Genomic DNA, 14,731 nt, shown 5'->3' with positions numbered 1-14,731 from the left:
TAGCAGCGCGGAATCTCCCATGCCCTGGCCAGCGGCCGAGCGAGGGCCTTCTTGCGGCTGTAGCAATAGAAGCCCCCCTCGGACTGAGTTATCCGCCAGATCCCTCGCTTTCCGACCTTCTTGAATATCGTTCCACAATCGGTTGACCCGACCGGGCTATCTCTATAGTAGATACAGAGAATAGCATAATATCTATTTTCCACCCGCCCATAGAGAAGATCTGATTTGCGCACCGCTCGATCCCTGTACCGCGGGCCGCTATAGCTAGCTTCCCAAAGCTTTGCAAGATATTTGCGGAGCTTCACGGACATGTTCAAGTCCGCGTTGACCCGGGGCTTCGCATCGGCCGGAACGGCTGGCAATGCAGATCCACCGATCACAAGAACAGCAGTGACAGCCAGACTGAGCGCACGATGCATCGCTTCGTTTCTCCTTTCCATAGCCGCCCGTATCTAGCTTTTCCGTATACCTTCATCGGCAAACAATCGCACTCTCGGCATCGGATCACCGCTGCGGAAGACCCTGACGTCGGCGTCATCCAGAGGCGGGCACCCGATGAGGTCGCCTGGCTATATAGACAAGGCAGGTCGGCGGGGATGATCCGGCCAGCGATGACCGAGGCTGTGCGGAGGCCGTCATCGCTGTAGCGGATGAGTCGGATGCCCTCCGTGTTGTACTTTTCGGATCGCGAACAGGTCTCGCACCCGACGGAGCGGGTCGAAGTGGCGCAGACCCATGGCTCTTGCCTCACATGGCTCTACAGAGGGTGGTTCGGCAGTGATGTCGGGAGAGCCCGCGTCGATGCATCGGAGCCGGCGGTAGAACGCTCGGTGTGGAGGATCGACAGGATCGGTTGCGAGAGCTGGGTGAGCTGCTTCGGCGGCTGCGCAAGGGTGCAGGGCTGACGGGTAAAGACCTGGCGCAGCGGGCCGGGGTGGCACAGCCGACGATCTCGCGGATGGAGACCGGGCGACTCCTGCCAACTCCCGAGACCGTCGATCGGGTCGCGGCCGCTCTGGAACTGGACGAAGCGGGCCGGGGGGAGCTGGATGCGCTGCTTGCCCGCCTTCGAGATGAGGTCTCCCGGCTGAAGGACGGGTTGGCCGGCAGGGAGGCGGCGAACGCCGCGCGGGTGCGCTCGTCCGGGTGGATGGCGGTGTTCTCTTCGGCGATGGTGCCGCCGCTGTTGCAGACGGCCGAGTATGCCCGGCTGGCGCTGGCGCTGGCGGTCGGCCGGGACGTGGACGAGGAGGATGCGGCTCGGGCGGCGGCCGTACGGGTCGAGGCGCAAGCCGTGTTGTTCGAGGCGGGGCGCAAGTTCGCCTTCGTGCTGACCGAGGGAGCGGTGCGCACCTGGCCGGGGTCGCCATCGTTGATGCCCGCCCAGCTCGACCGGCTCGCCCAGGTGGCAACACTGCCGCATGTCAGGTTGGGCATCGTGCCGTGGCGGGCGGAGACGCCGGCCTTCCCGCTGCACGGGTTCACCATCTACGACGGTGCGGTGAGCGTGGTGGAGAGCCTGACCGGTGATCTGACGTTGACCGAGCCTGGTGACCTGGACGCGCATGAGGAGGCGTTCGAGGCGTTCGCCGGGGCTGCGGTGTACGGCGATGAGCTGCGTGTGCTGCTGGAGCAGATCGGGACGGACTACCGGGAGTTGGCGGGCCGTCTGGAGAAGTGACGCATTTATGCGTCGAATACCTTGAGCCGTTTCCAGTCTTGGTCATGCGCTGCCGACGTGGACGTATAGCCCTCTATACAACGGGTACGCCCATGTCGCCTTGGCGCCTGCCCCGTCACTTCCTCGGCTCCACCGCCTCCGTCCGCGAAGCCCGCCGCTCCGTCACCACGTTGGATATCCCACGAGCAGCGACATGCGGCGGCTCGGAGCGGCACACGGCCGCACACCCCGGAAACGGTCAACGGCGCCCGATCCAGATAGAATCCCTGGTCAGACGCCGTTTCTCAAGGTCAGCGGAGAGCGTGGGATTCGAACCCACGAGGACCGTCACCGGCCCTAGCGGTTTTCAAGACCGCCGCCATCGTCCACTAGGCGAGCTCTCCCGGTCGGCACGCCGCAGCGGACGTACCAGATTGCACCTTAGTCTCTCATGACCCGATCCGCTGGTGTCCCGCGTGATCATCCCGTGAGACACCGGCGCGGACGGGCTTTCAGAACGTCGGTTTCAGGACTTCGGTGCGGCGAAACCGTCCCCCACCGAGGCCGCCAGGCGGAGATAGGCGTCACGGGTGGCGGGCTGGAGCCTGTCGAGGTCGATCTCCGCGCCCTCCTCCAGATGAGGGTCGTAGGGGACGCGGACGACCGCCCGGCAGCGCGCGGCGAAGTGCGCCTCCAGGCGGTCGAGGTCGACGGTGGACTTCGACCGGGGGCGGACGTTGCACAGCACCACCGTGGCGGCGCGGACCAGGCCCTCGTAGTGGTGGGCCTCCAGCCAGTCGAGGGTGGCCGAGGCCGCCCGGGCACCGTCCACGGAGGGGGAGCTGACCAGGACCAGCTGGTCCGCCAGGCCGAGCACGCCGGACATCGCCGAGTGGAGCAGGCCGGTGCCGCAGTCGGTGATGCAGATCGAGTAGAAGTTCTCCAGGACCTGGGCCACCGCCTGGTAGTCGGCCGCGCTGAAGGCCTCCGACACCGACGGGTCGCGGTCGGAGGCGAGGATCTCCAGCCGGGACGGCGCCTGCGAGGTGAAGGCCCGGATGTCGACGTAGCGCCTGATCTGGGCGCGTTCGTTCAGCAGGTCACGGACGGTGGCGGCCGTCTCCAGCTCCAGCTTGTCCGACAGGGTGCCGCGGTCCGGGTTGGCGTCCACCGCGATCACCCGGTCACCGCGGGCCTGCGCGAGGGTGGCACCGAGCCCGACCGTGGTGGTGGTCTTGCCGACACCGCCCTTCAGGCTGAGTACGGCGACGCGGTGGTGGCCGGTGGCGACGGGGGTCCGGGCTCGGGCGAGCAGTTCGCGACGCCGCCGGACCTCGGGGGACTCGCCCGGCTTGATGAGGCCCGCCGACGCCTTGAAGACCAGCTTGCGCCAGCCGCCGGAGGGCCCCTTGCGGCGGCCCCGGAGCAGGGAGTCGGGGTCGAGGCTGTCAGCCGACGGCCGGGTGGTGCCCGAGGTCTGCTGCCGGGCCGGGGAGCCGAAGGCGGGCGGCGGCGGTGACTGCCGGCGGCGCGGCTGGTACGGCTCGCGCACCGGCTCGTCCCACTCCCGCTCCGGGGCGTTTCCCCGGTCGGCGGCGAAGGGCGCCGACTCCCGGTCCGCGGTGAATCCTCTGTCCGCGCCCGCGTGGACCGGTGTGTCCTGGGTGGACTCGGATGTCCTGTCCCGTTCGGGGGTGAAGGCCGGTCCCCGGTCGGCGGCGGGCACCGCACCGGAGGCGGACGCCTGGTCACTCCCGGCCCCGAAGGCCGGTTCGCGGTCCCGGATGAAGAGCGTGGGCCCTCCGGAGGCGTCCTGTCCGGGAGGGGCGGGGGGGAACGCGCCCGGGGCGCGCTCCGCGGGCGCGGCGGGGTCCGGGCGGTCGGCGCCGAAGGACTCGGGCGCCTGGAACGCACCCGGGGCCTCGGGCCGGAACGGCTCCATCGGGGTGAGCCGCTGCTCGGCCGGTACGGCGAAGCGGCCGTGACCGGGGTCGGTGTCCCCCCCGGAGAACCGGTCGGCGTCCGGATCGGTGCCGCCGAAGGAGAATCGGCCGGAGTCGGACTCGGAGGTGCCGAAGCCGAACCGGCCGGAGCCGGAGGAGCCCCCGAAGGAGAAGCGATCGGAGTCGGACTCGGAGGTGCCCGGGCCGAAGCCGCGGGTGCCGGACTCGGACTCGGAACCGCCGGGGGCGGGCCTCTTGGCCTCCTGGTCCGTGCCGCCGACGCCGAAGCGGCCGGAGTCGGACTCCGGACCGCCCGGACCGAACCCTCCGGAGTCGGAGGAGCCCCCGAAGGAGAATCGGCCGGAGTCGGAGGAGTCGCCGAAGCCGAACCGGCCGGTGTCCGGGGTGGGTGCCTCGGCGGGCGCCTCCGCGGAGGGACCGACCGGCTCCTCCGGACGCGCGGGCTCCTCGAACAGCCCCCGGGACGGCTCCCTCTCCTGCCCTCCGAAGCCGCCCAGGGCGTATGTGGGGGTGCCCGGGGCGAGGTCCCCGGAGTCGGACTCCTGGCGGGGGAGCGGCTTGAGCGGGGTCAGGAAGCCGTCGTTGTCCTTGGGGGCGCGTGCGGAGGGGAGCGTGAAGGAGTTCACCGCCTCGACGGCCTCGGCCCAGTCGGCGGCGTCCGCCTCCTCGACCGGCCTGTCCGCCGTCTCGCCCTCCACCGGCCCGTCGGTGGACGACGGGGGCGCGGCCGGCGAGCCGTGGTCGGGGTCGGCGGCGGCGCGGAACAGCGGCGAGGAGGCCGCGTCGGGCTCCGAGGGGACCAGGCTCCACGGGTCCTGCGGGTACGGTGAGACGACGGCGTCGTCCACCGCGGCCGGGACCGGGGCGGACACCACCGCGGGCGGTGCCTCCTCCTGCTCCTTGATGGCGTCGAGCCAGGCAAGCTGTTCCTCGAGAGATTCCTCACGATCGTGTCTTGCCACCGTGTTTCCCCCTCGGGATAGCTAAAAGGGCAGCAAACACATTGAAGGTTAACGCCCTGTGTTCTCTCCAATGCAGGCAACCACGGAGTTGGCTACCCCGGTAGCGTTGGTTGCATGCACGCGATCGTGATCGACGAACCCGGCGGGCCGGAGTCCCTCACCTGGCGGGAGGTCCCCGATCCCCGGCCGGAACCCGGCGAGGTCATCATCGACGTGGCCGCCTCGGCGGTCAACCGGGCCGATCTGCTGCAGCGGCAGGGCTTCTACCCTCCGCCGCCCGGCGCTCCGCCGTACCCGGGGCTGGAGTGCTCCGGGGTGGTCAGCGAGGTCGGCGCGGACGTGGAGGGGTTCAGGCCGGGCGACCGGGTCTGCGCGCTGCTGGCCGGCGGCGGGTACGCCCAGCGGGTGGCCGTCCCCTGGCAGCAGGTCATGCGCGTCCCGGACCGGGTGGACCTCGTCGAGGCCGCCGCGCTGCCCGAGGTGGCGTGCACGGTCTGGTCCAACGTGTTCATGACCGCGCGGCTGCGCAAGGGCGAGACGCTGCTCGTCCACGGCGGCGCCAGCGGGATCGGCACGTTCGCCGTGCAGCTGGCGAAGGCGTTCGGCTCGCGCGTCGTCGTCACCGCGGGATCGGCGGAGAAGATCGCCCGCTGCCTGGAGCTCGGCGCGGACGAGGGGATCAACTACCGCGAGGAGGACTTCGCGGAGAAGGTCCGGGCCGACGTGATCCTCGACATCATCGGCGGCGGATACCTCGCGCGGAACGTGAAGGCCCTCAAGACCGGCGGCCGACTGGTGGTGATCGGGATGCAGGGCGGCACGCGGGGCGAGCTCGACCTGGGGGCGCTGCTCGCCAAGCGGGCCTCGGTGCACGGCACCACGCTGCGGTCCCGGCCGGTCGACGAGAAGGGCGCCATCGTCCGCGGTGTCGTGGACGACGTGTGGCCCCTGTTCGACGCGGGCGCGCTCCGGCCGGTGGTGCACGCGCGGGTGCCGCTGAGCGAGGCCGCAGAGGCTCACCGGATCGTCGAGTCCGGAGAGCACGTCGGGAAAGTCCTGCTAGTAGGTTGAAAGATATGAACGCTGAGGAAAGCACTCCCCACATCGTGGTCGTGGGTTCCCAGGGTGGCATCCATCCCAAGGACGACGGCAACGAGGAGCGGTCGGTCACCGACCTGGTCGAGCAGCCCGCCAAGGTCATGCGCATCGGCAGCATGATCCGGCAGCTCCTCGAGGAGGTCCGCGCGGCGCCTCTGGACGAGGCGAGCCGCAAGCGGCTCAAGGACATCCACCGCAGTTCCATCAAGGAGCTCGAGGACGGTCTCGCGCCCGAGCTGGTCGAGGAACTGGAGCGCCTGTCGCTCCCGTTCACCGACGACGAGCACGGCACCCCGCCGAGCGACGCGGAGCTGCGGGTGGCCCACGCCCAGCTGGTCGGGTGGCTGGAAGGGCTGTTCCACGGGATCCAGACCACCCTGTTCGCGCAGCAGATGGCCGCCCGCGCCCAGCTGGAGAACATGCGCAGGGCGCTGCCCGGCGGCATGGCCGTGCACCAGGAGGGGCAGCAGCACCCCTCCAGCTCCGGTCCCTACCTCTGACCACCGCATCGGCACGCCCGGCGGCCGGAGCGTCGCGGACGCGCCGCCGGGCGGTGGGGAAGTGCACCTGCCGGAGGTCCCGCCTCCGGCAGGGGCGGGGCCCGGCGGAGCGGGCCGATCCGGCGGTGCCGGATCAGGCCGGGCCGCAAGGATCAAGACAGGCCACAGGTCAGAACAGCTCCTCGATGATCCGCGCCACCCCGTCCTCGTCGTTGGCGGCGGTGACGTGGTCCACCGCGGCCAGCACCTGCGGGTGCGCGTTGGCCACGGCGTAGGACGTGCCGGCCCAGCGCAGCATCGGCAGGTCGTTCGGCATGTCGCCGAAGGCGACCACCTCGTCCGGCTCGATCCCCCGCTCCGCGGCGAGTTCGGCGAGCGCCGAGGCCTTGGTCACGCCGTACGCGCTCATCTCGATCAGCGCCCGGCCGCTGGAGTGCGTGGGGGTGACGCGGTCCCCCACCAGCTCGCAGACCGCCTCGTGGAGGATGTCGGGCTCCATCCCGGGGTGCAGGGCCAGGAGTTTGGCGCACGGCCGCGAGGTGAGGCCGGCCGTGCCGACGCGGAGCCCGCCGACCGCCTTGCTGTCCCAGCCACCGAGACGGAAGTCCGACTCGTGGGCGAACCCGCCCTCGTATTCCACGGAGAACGACAGGTCAGGCACCTTTTCCCGGAGACGGGCGACGACCTCTTCGAGCACGTCCGGCTGGATCAGGTGAGATTTTACGATTTCCTCGGTGTGAAGGTCGTACACGAGGGCACCGTTGGCGCATATGGCGAGACCTCGATGGCGTACGGCGCCCGCCACGGTGTGCATCCACCGTGGCGGGCGGCCGGTCACGAAGACCAGTGCTGCTCCGGCCTCCTCCACACGGGCGAATGCCGCGGCCGTGCGGGGCGACACGGTGCCGTCCGAGCGCAGGGCGGTGCCGTCGAGGTCGGTGGCGACGAGGCGAAGGCTTCCCATCATTCTCCTAGCGAGGGACTGCCGGGTTCCCCCAGCAGGGGAAACGTTCCCCTGTTATGGTTCCTGTGTTCCACACGGCCGGGGCTCGGCCGCCGCCCGCCCCGGTGGGGGGAGGCGAGGAGCCGCTCTCCTCGGAGAGCGGAGGAGCCACGACAGATCCCAGTCTGCCCAGTGGGTCCCGTTTCCGCACGACGGCCCCGGGGGCACCGGCCCCGGGACCTGCCCGAGGAGGAATCTTCTCGATCGCGGGAACACCCGGCGGCAGGATGGTGTTAGATATGATGGCGTTGTATTAGCTGATCCCGTAGTGCATAACCAGAACTGGCAAGTCTGAGCCACCGGGGCCCCGCTGTACGACACACCGGGGTTCACGAGGTGTGAATCCCAAAGCTTCAAATCCTGAGGGAGAGCTTTAATGGCTCAGGGAACCGTCAAGTGGTTCAACGCTGAAAAGGGCTTCGGCTTCATCGCACCGGACGGCGGTGCTCCGGACGTGTTCGTTCACTTCTCCGAGATCGTCGGCAACGGGTACCGGAGCCTCGAGGACGGCCAGCGGGTCGAGTTCGAGATCACGCAGGGCCAGAAGGGCCCGCAGGCCTCGCAGGTCCGCGGCATCTGACCACTGGACGTCTGCACCACAGACACCAAAGACCTAGACAGCACTAGATCCGGTTCCGGAGGTCCCGCCACCCGGCGGGCCCGGGGCCGGATATGAGGGCGAGGCCTGCTTCTGCGGGCCTCGCCTTTGTGCTTCTCCAGGCTCTCCGCCCCGGCCTGGCGCGGTCACCCCGCCACCGTCACGGCCGCCGCCCTGCCGCTCGTCAACGACCACCTGCTCAAGACCCTCTGGCCCGGAGTGGTAACCGGCAGACTCAGCGACCTCGCCAGACTGATGGTGCCCCGCCCCTGCTCGCCCCGGTCCGCGTCCCCCCGTGGCCGCCGTCGCCTCCACCGGCATCGGCTTCACCCTCGTAGAGACCACCCACACCGGCGCCGACCTCGCCTCCCACGCCCGGACCCTCCTCGCCGTCCCCGCGGCCGTCATGCCCACGGTGCGGGGCGGCTTCTCCGGCTGGGCGCGGGGGCGCGTCCCCGACGACCACGCGGCCGCGGCGGCGGCCTCCTCCTCGGCGCGGGGAGGCCCGGCCGGAGCCCGGTCCTCCCCGCTGCGGGCTTACTTGACCGGCTCCAGGACGTCGAGGCCGACGTAGGGGCGCAGCGCCTTGGGCAGCACGACCGAGCCGTCGGCCTGCTGGTGGTTCTCCAGGATGGCGACGATCCAGCGGGTGGTGGCGAGCGTGCCGTTCAGCGTGGCGGTGTACTGCGGTTTGCCGCCGGAGTCGCGGAAGCGCACGCCCAGGCGGCGGGCCTGGAACTCGGTGCAGTTGGAGGTCGAGGTCAGCTCGCGGTAGCGGCCCTGGGTGGGGATCCAGGCCTCGCAGTCGAACTTGCGGGCGGCCGAGGTGCCGAGGTCGCCGGCGGCCGTGTCGATGATGCGGTAGGGCACCTCGATCTTGGCCAGCATCTCCTTCTCCCAGTTCAGCAGGCGCAGGTGCTCCTGGCTCGCCTCCTCGGGCCGGCAGTAGGAGAACATCTCCACCTTGTCGAACTGGTGGACGCGGATGATGCCGCGGGTGTCCTTGCCGTAGGAGCCCGCCTCGCGGCGGAAGCACGACGACCAGCCCGCGTAGCGCAGCGGCAGCGCGGCTCCGTCGAGGATCTCGTCGGCGTGGTAGGCCGCGAGCGGCACCTCCGAGGTGCCGACGAGGTAGAGGTCGTCCTCGGGCAGGCGGTAGATCTCCTTGTCGTGGGCCACGTGGAAGCCGGTGCCCTGCATCGCCTCGGGCTTCACCAGGACAGGAGTGATCATCGGGACGAACCCGGCCTCGACCGCCTGCTGCATGGCCATGTTGAGCAGGCCGAGCTGGAGACGGGCGCCGACGCCCTTGAGGAAGAAGAACCGCGAGCCGGAGACCTTCGCGCCGCGCTCCATGTCGATGGCGCCGAGCAGCTCGCCGAGCTCCAGGTGGTCCTTCGGCTCGAAGTCGAAGACCCTCGGCTCGCCGATCTCCTCCAGCACGACGTAGTCGTCCTCGCCGCCAGGCGGGGCCTGCTCGTCGACGATGTTCGGCACCGTCTGCAGGACCGCGTCGAGCTCGGCCGCGAGCTTCTCGGCCTCCGCCTCCAGGGATTTGACCTGCGCGGCGAGCTCCTTCGCCCGGTCCAGCAGCGCCGTCTTCTCCTCACCGGACGCCTTGGAGACCAACTTGCCCATGCTCTTCTGCTCGGCGCGCAGCGACTCGAACGAGGTCAGCGCGGAGCGGCGGCGCTCGTCGAGGTCGAGCAGCGTGTCGACGACGGCGTCGTCCTCACCGCGGGCACGCTGCGACGCCCGTAGCCGGTCGGGATCCTCACGAAGGGTACGCAGGTCAATCACAGACCCAGGCTACAGATCCGCACTCGGCGCCCGCACACGGATGAGGGTGTCCGCCGGGTCTTCTCGGCCGCGCCGTACGGCCCGCCGCCGGGCGCCCCCCGCGCTGGGGCCCGGCGGCCCTAGACCAGGCCGCTCCTGATCCTGGACAGCCAGGACTCGGCCTCGGAGAAGTCGGCGTCGGCCGTACCGCGCCTGATCTGCGGCGCGAGGCCGTCGGCACGCGGGTAGCTGCCGAGGAAGCGCACGTCGGCGCAGATCCGGTGGAGCCCGGAGATCGCCTCGCCGACACGGGCGTCGGCGACGTGGCCCTCCAGGTCGAAGTGGAAGAAGTAGTTGCCCAGGCCGTCGCCGGTGGGTCGCGACTCGATGCGGGTCAGGTTGACCCCGCGCACGGAGAACTCCGTCAGCATCTCCAGCAGCGCGCCCGGGTGGTCCTCGGAGAGGAAGGCCACCAGCGAGGTGCGGTCGGCGCCGGTGGGCTCGGGCAGCGTCCCGGGCCGGGCCACCCGGACGAACCGGGTCACCGTGTCGGAGCGGTCGCCGATCCGGCCCGCCAGCTCGACCAGGCCGTAGTGCTCCCCGGCGATGCGCGCGGCGATGGCCGCGTCGTACGGCGAGCCGGGCAGGGCGACCTCCTGGGCCGCCCCCGCGGTCGACGGCGCGGCGACGACCACCGCGTCGGGCAGCTCGCGGGCGACGAACCCGCGGCACTGCGTGAGGGCCGCCGGATGGCTGTAGACCCGCTTGATGTCGCCGATCTCCTTGCCGGGCCGGGCCAGCAGGGAGAACTCGACGGGGAGCAGCACCTCGGCGGTGATCAGCAGGGGATCACCCCAGGCCAGCTCGTCCAGGGTCGAGGCGATGCCGCCTTCGAGCGAGTTCTCCAGCGGGACGACGGCGCCGTCGGCCTCGCCGCGCCGGGCGGCGTCGAGCGCCGCGCTGACGTTCGCGCTCGGCAGGCGCTCGGCGTCCGGCGCCAGGATCCGCAGGGCCTCCTCGGCGAAGGTGCCCTCGGGGCCCAGGTAGGCGAGTTTCAGCATGCTGACAGGCTATCCGGCGGCCGCCCGAAAGGGTGCGGAGACGCCCGCATCCGGCGGGTGGAATGTCCCGGGAGCGGGGAACGCGGCACGCCGCCGCGGCAGCCAGGACCCGAGCAGCCAGACCAGGGCCAGCGCGCCGAGCCCGAAGGCGTTCTGCACGAGCTTGCCCAGGACCGGGCTGAGCACCGGGATCTCCGCGGCCTTGAGCGCCACCCCCCACCAGGGGATGGGCACCACGTAGTAGAGCCAGACGCCTGCGGCCACCCGCACCCGCACCGGGTCGCGGCCGTCGCCGGCGATCGCGCCGAGCACCACGACCACCCAGGCCAGGTGGTGGATCCAGGCGACCGGGGAGAGCAGCACGGCCATCAGCCCGGTCAGCGCGACGGCGGCCGCGGCGTCGCCGCCCAGCAGCGCCCGGCGGCCCGCCCGGAAGCCGTACCAGCCGACCAGCGCCACCAGGACCAGCCAGATCAGGGTGGTCGGGGTGTCGGGCAGGTAGAGGCGGATGAGCATGCCGCGCATCGACTGGTTGGTGGTCGCGGCGTTCGCGCCGAGCCGTTCGGGGTCGAGCAGCGCGCGGAACCAGAAGTCGGCGGCGTCGGCCGGGATCACCGCGAACGGCAGCAGGGTCAGCAGCGCGGCCGTGAACGCGGCCATGAAGAGGGCGCGGCGCTGCTCGGGACGGGCGCCGGGGCCGAATCCGGTGACGAGCAGGTAGACCAGGAAGACACCGGGGGTGAGCTTGACGGCCGTGGCCAGGCCGACGAGCATGCCGCGCGGCCAGGCCGGCCGCCGGGCCAGGCAGTCGGCGACGCACAGCGCCACCAGCAGGATGTCCACCTGGCCGAAGCGGACCTGGTCGCGGATCGGCATCAGGTAGGTGCAGGCGACCGTCAGGAACGCCAGCACCAGCGGGGTCCAGAGCGCGTGCGGCGGCGTCCGGGCCGCCCTCCCGGCGGCGGCCCCCGCGGTGGCTCCTGCGGGCCGGGCGCGGTCCAGGCGCTCCCACACGGCGCGGAAGCCGTACCCGACGGCGACCAGCAGCGTCAGGAAGATCCCCGCCGTCCACACCCACTGCGCCGCCGTCCAGGACATCGCCGCCAGCGGCGTGGCCAGCAGCGCCGCGATCGGCGGGTAGGTGAACGGCAGCAGCTGCGGCGCCGGTGTCCAGAAGTCGTAGACCGGCCGCCCGCTCAGGACCATCTCGCCGCCGGTACGGTAAACGTCCAGGTCCACCAGGCGCTGGTCGTCGGGGTTGCCCAGCCAGTGGAGCACCAGGGGGGCCGCCGCCAGCGCGACGAGCACCGGCACCGGCAGCCACGCCCACACCGGCCGCCGCCCGGTCCCGGTCGTCTCGTCGGTCCTCACGACCAGGCAGGCTACCGTGGCGCGGGAACCGGCCGCCGACGGACGACAGCGAGGAGACACCGGATGGGCGCAGCAGGCGGGCACCGCACACGGCCGGCGACGGCGCGCTCCCGGGCCCCGCTCCCGGCGCTCCCGGCACTTTCGGCGCTTTCGGTGCTTTCCGTCCTCGTCCTCCTGGTCGCCGTCCTGGCGTCGCCGCCCTGGGCCGGTACGGCGGGCGCCGCCGCCCGGACGACCGCGGAAGACGCCGCGGCGGCCGTAGAAGACGCCGCAGCGGCCGTGGAGGCCGTGGCGACGGCGGAGGCCGGGCGGGCCGTGGGGCACGCGGCGGGACGGCCGGCCAGGGTGGTGGTGGTCGGGGTGCCGGGACTGCTCTGGAGCGACCTGGACCCGCGGCGCACGCCGAACCTGTGGAAGACGGCCGGCTCCGGCGGGGCGGCATCGCTGTCCACCCGGGCGAACCCGCCCAGGGGCCGGGGCTTCATCTGCCCGGTGGAGGGGTGGCTGACGTTCTCGGCGGGGCAGCGGGCGGGCACGCCGGCCATGGACTGCGCCCTGCCCGCGCAGCCGCGGGCCTCCGGGGCGCAGGTGCCCGGCTGGGCTGATCTGGTCTCCTTCAACGCGGGCACCTCCTACGAGCCGGTGCTCGGGCAGCTCGGGCAGCTCGTAGCCGACTCCGGCGGGAAGACGGCGGCGGCCGGGCCCGGAGCCGCCCTCGGCGCCGCCGACAGGTCGGGGAGGGTCGCGGCGTACGCGGAGACCGTGGAGGGGCTCGGCGACCTGGCCCCGTACCGGCTGGTCGTCGTCGAGGCCGGGGACCTCGCCCGCGCCTGGCTCCGGCCCGCGCCGGGCACCGGCGGCCCGCCCGGCGCCCCGGGCGGGCAGGAGGAGGACCCGGACGGCCCCGGCGAGCGGGCCAGGGACGCGGCCGTGGCCGGGATCGACCGGCAGGTGGGCGCGGTCCTCGACCGGCTCCCACCGGACAGCGCCCTCCTGATCGCCGGCCTGTCCGACGCCTCCGGCGTCGCCCATCTGCACGTGGCGATGGCCTCGGGCCCGTCCCCGGACGGCACGCCGTACCCCCGGGGCCTGCTCACCGCCGCCTCCACCCGCCAGGACGGCCTGGTGACCACCACCGACCTGACCGCCACCGCGATCGCCCTGCTGGGCCTCCACGCGCCCAAGGGCGTCGTCGGCCGCGCCTGGACCGGCGTCCCGTCCGACGAGCCCACCGCCGCCGTCGTGGCGGGCCTGGCCAGGGAGAACACGGCCAGCCGGGTGGTGAACCGGGTCCGCGGGCCGTTCTTCGGCGGGTTCGTGGCCGTGCAGATCCTGTTCTACCTGCTGGCCGCCGCCGCGTTCCGGCGGGGCTGGGGCGGCGTGCGCGCGCTGGCCTCGGTCCGGGCCGTCGCGGTGGTCGGCGGGTCGATCGCGGTCGCCACCTTCCTCGCCCAGCTCGTGCCGTGGTGGGCGTTCCCGGTGCCGATGGCCGGGGTCGTGCTGACCATCCTCGGCATCGCCTGCGCCGTCACCGCGGTCGCGTTCGCCGGGCCGTGGCGGGCCCACGTGCTCGGCCCGCCGACCGCGGTCGCCGCCGTCACCTCGCTGACCCTGCTGGCCGACGTGGTGACCGGCTCGACGCTCCAGGTCAACGCCGTCACCGGCTACGAGCCGGTGGCCGGCGGGCGGTTCTACGGGTTCGGCAACATCGCCTTCGCCGTCTACTCCGCCGGGACGATCATCGCGCTGGCCGGGATCGCCCAGTGGCTGACGGCACGCGGCCGGCCCCGGCTCGCGTGGGCGGTCTGCGCGCTCTACGGCGCCCTGGCGGTCTTCGCGGACGGGTGGCCGGGCTGGGGGGCGGACTTCGGCGGGGTGCCGGCGTTCCTGACCGGGCTGGCCGTCTTCCTGATCCTGCTGGCCGGCCGCCGGGTGTCGGTGGCCAAGCTCGCCCTGGCCGGCCTGGCCGGGGTCGCGCTGATCGGCGCGATCGCGGTCGCCGACTGGTCGCGCCCCGCCGAGCGGCGCACGCACCTGGGCGCCTTCGTCCAGCAGGTGCTCGACGGCGAGGCCGCGACCGTGGTGGCTCGCAAGTTCACCGCGATGGTCGGCATCACGGTCGGCAACTGGCCGCTGACCCTGCTCACGCTGGTGGCGCTGGCGTTCCTGTTCCTGGTGCTGGCCCGGCCCTCCCGCTGGGGCGCCCCGGCGCTGGGCCGGGCCTACGCCGCCGCCCCGGCGCTGCGGGCCGGGCTGATCGGCGCGCTGACGTGCGCGCTCATCGGGTTCCTGATGAACGACTCGGGCATCGCGATCCCCGCCATGGCCCTCACGGTCGCGGTGCCGCTGACGCTGGCCGCCTGCGTGCACGCGCTCCGGCCCGCGCCGCCCACCACACCAGAGCGGCCGTCAGCGCCAGCAGGGACCACGGCACCACCTGCTGCCTGACGACGGTCTTCAGCCAGAGCAGGTCGTCGGGGCGCAGCGCCTCCCTGGCCGGGAGGTAGCCCAGCGACAGGATCGTCGTCCGGGCCACCACGAAGGCCTCCAGCGCGGGCCAGGAGGCCGTCATCGCCAGCAGCGCGAAGGCCAGGCCGTCGTACCAGGGCAGCGCGTACGGCGCGGCGAACAGCCAGGCCATGACGGCCGCCGCGGCCACCGCGGGGGCGGCCACGTCCCCCGGGCCTGCGGGCGCGCCGCCGCCGGGGACCGGCCGGGGGCCGCGGCGGGGCCGG

11 protein-coding genes, 1 tRNA gene and 1 pseudogene are annotated in these 14,731 nt (G+C 72.4%); 6 read left to right on the top strand and 7 right to left on the bottom strand.

The annotated features are described in order from the left end of the window. Positions 1–832 precede the first annotated feature (832 nt). Complete coding sequence (locus ABD823_RS05620; RefSeq protein ID WP_344856612.1) at positions 833–1,681, top strand: Scr1 family TA system antitoxin-like transcriptional regulator; 849 nt, start codon at positions 833–835, stop codon at positions 1,679–1,681. A 294-nt stretch (positions 1,682–1,975) separates the two neighbouring features. Here the strand turns inward: ABD823_RS05620 and ABD823_RS05615 are convergent. Both ABD823_RS05615 and ABD823_RS05610 read right to left on the bottom strand, forming a co-directional pair. Continuing rightward, positions 1,976–2,064, bottom strand: a tRNA-Ser gene (locus ABD823_RS05615). Positions 2,065–2,186: 122 nt separating this feature from the next. Continuing rightward, complete coding sequence (locus ABD823_RS05610; RefSeq protein ID WP_344856610.1) at positions 2,187–4,586, bottom strand: MinD/ParA family ATP-binding protein; 2,400 nt, start codon at positions 4,584–4,586, stop codon at positions 2,187–2,189. Between the two features lie 114 nt (positions 4,587–4,700). Between ABD823_RS05610 and ABD823_RS05605 the strand changes: the two genes are divergently transcribed. After that, complete coding sequence (locus ABD823_RS05605) at positions 4,701–5,657, top strand: NAD(P)H-quinone oxidoreductase (protein WP_344856608.1); 957 nt, start codon at positions 4,701–4,703, stop codon at positions 5,655–5,657. A gap of 5 nt (positions 5,658–5,662) precedes the next feature. Then, entirely contained in the window at positions 5,663–6,184 is a 522-nt protein-coding gene (locus ABD823_RS05600) for a bacterial proteasome activator family protein (protein ID WP_344856606.1), read from the top strand. Positions 6,185–6,353: 169 nt separating this feature from the next. On the opposite strand, the gene ABD823_RS05595 is transcribed toward ABD823_RS05600, so the two are convergent. After that, positions 6,354–7,148, bottom strand: coding sequence for an HAD family hydrolase (locus ABD823_RS05595; RefSeq protein WP_344856605.1), 795 nt, complete (start codon positions 7,146–7,148; stop codon positions 6,354–6,356). Positions 7,149–7,563: 415 nt separating this feature from the next. Here ABD823_RS05595 and ABD823_RS05590 point away from each other — a divergent pair, with 415 nt between their 5' ends. Further along, positions 7,564–7,767 (top strand): cold-shock protein, encoded by a 204-nt coding sequence (locus ABD823_RS05590; protein ID WP_184937277.1) that lies wholly within the window; start codon positions 7,564–7,566, stop codon positions 7,765–7,767. Positions 7,768–8,080: 313 nt separating this feature from the next. Then, positions 8,081–8,359 (top strand): hypothetical protein, encoded by a 279-nt coding sequence (locus tag ABD823_RS05585; protein WP_344856600.1) that lies wholly within the window; start codon positions 8,081–8,083, stop codon positions 8,357–8,359. Here the strand turns inward: ABD823_RS05585 and serS are convergent. The 3 genes from serS to ABD823_RS05570 all read right to left on the bottom strand — a co-directional run bounded on the left by serS (position 8,323) and on the right by ABD823_RS05570 (position 11,996). After that, the gene (serS, locus tag ABD823_RS05580; RefSeq protein ID WP_344856598.1) at positions 8,323–9,585 is read right to left on the bottom strand and encodes a serine--tRNA ligase; all 1,263 of its coding nucleotides are present in this window, start codon (positions 9,583–9,585) and stop codon (positions 8,323–8,325) included. The two genes, ABD823_RS05585 and serS, sit on opposite strands and share 37 nt — an antisense overlap. Positions 9,586–9,704: 119 nt before the next feature. Continuing rightward, positions 9,705–10,625: a prephenate dehydratase gene (pheA, locus tag ABD823_RS05575; protein ID WP_344856597.1), complete on the bottom strand. Its 921-nt coding sequence runs from the start codon at positions 10,623–10,625 to the stop codon at positions 9,705–9,707. 9 nt (positions 10,626–10,634) lie between these two features. Continuing rightward, positions 10,635–11,996, bottom strand: coding sequence for a glycosyltransferase 87 family protein (locus ABD823_RS05570; protein ID WP_344856595.1), 1,362 nt, complete (start codon positions 11,994–11,996; stop codon positions 10,635–10,637). 153 nt (positions 11,997–12,149) lie between these two features. Between ABD823_RS05570 and ABD823_RS05565 the strand changes: the two genes are divergently transcribed. Further along, a complete protein-coding gene (locus ABD823_RS05565) occupies positions 12,150–14,444 on the top strand; it encodes a hypothetical protein (protein ID WP_344856593.1) in 2,295 nt (764 codons plus the stop codon). Here the strand turns inward: ABD823_RS05565 and ABD823_RS05560 are convergent. Further along, positions 14,326–14,731 (bottom strand): annotated as a pseudogene (locus ABD823_RS05560) (hypothetical protein); the annotation flags it as partial. The gene ABD823_RS05565 and the pseudogene ABD823_RS05560 sit on opposite strands and share 119 nt — an antisense overlap.

Source organism: Planomonospora alba (genome assembly GCF_039534085.1).
Classification (GTDB): domain Bacteria; phylum Actinomycetota; class Actinomycetes; order Streptosporangiales; family Streptosporangiaceae; genus Planomonospora_B; species Planomonospora_B alba.
The sequence above is the reverse complement of the archived record's forward strand: the minus strand, read 5'-3'. Positions and strand labels throughout refer to the sequence as shown.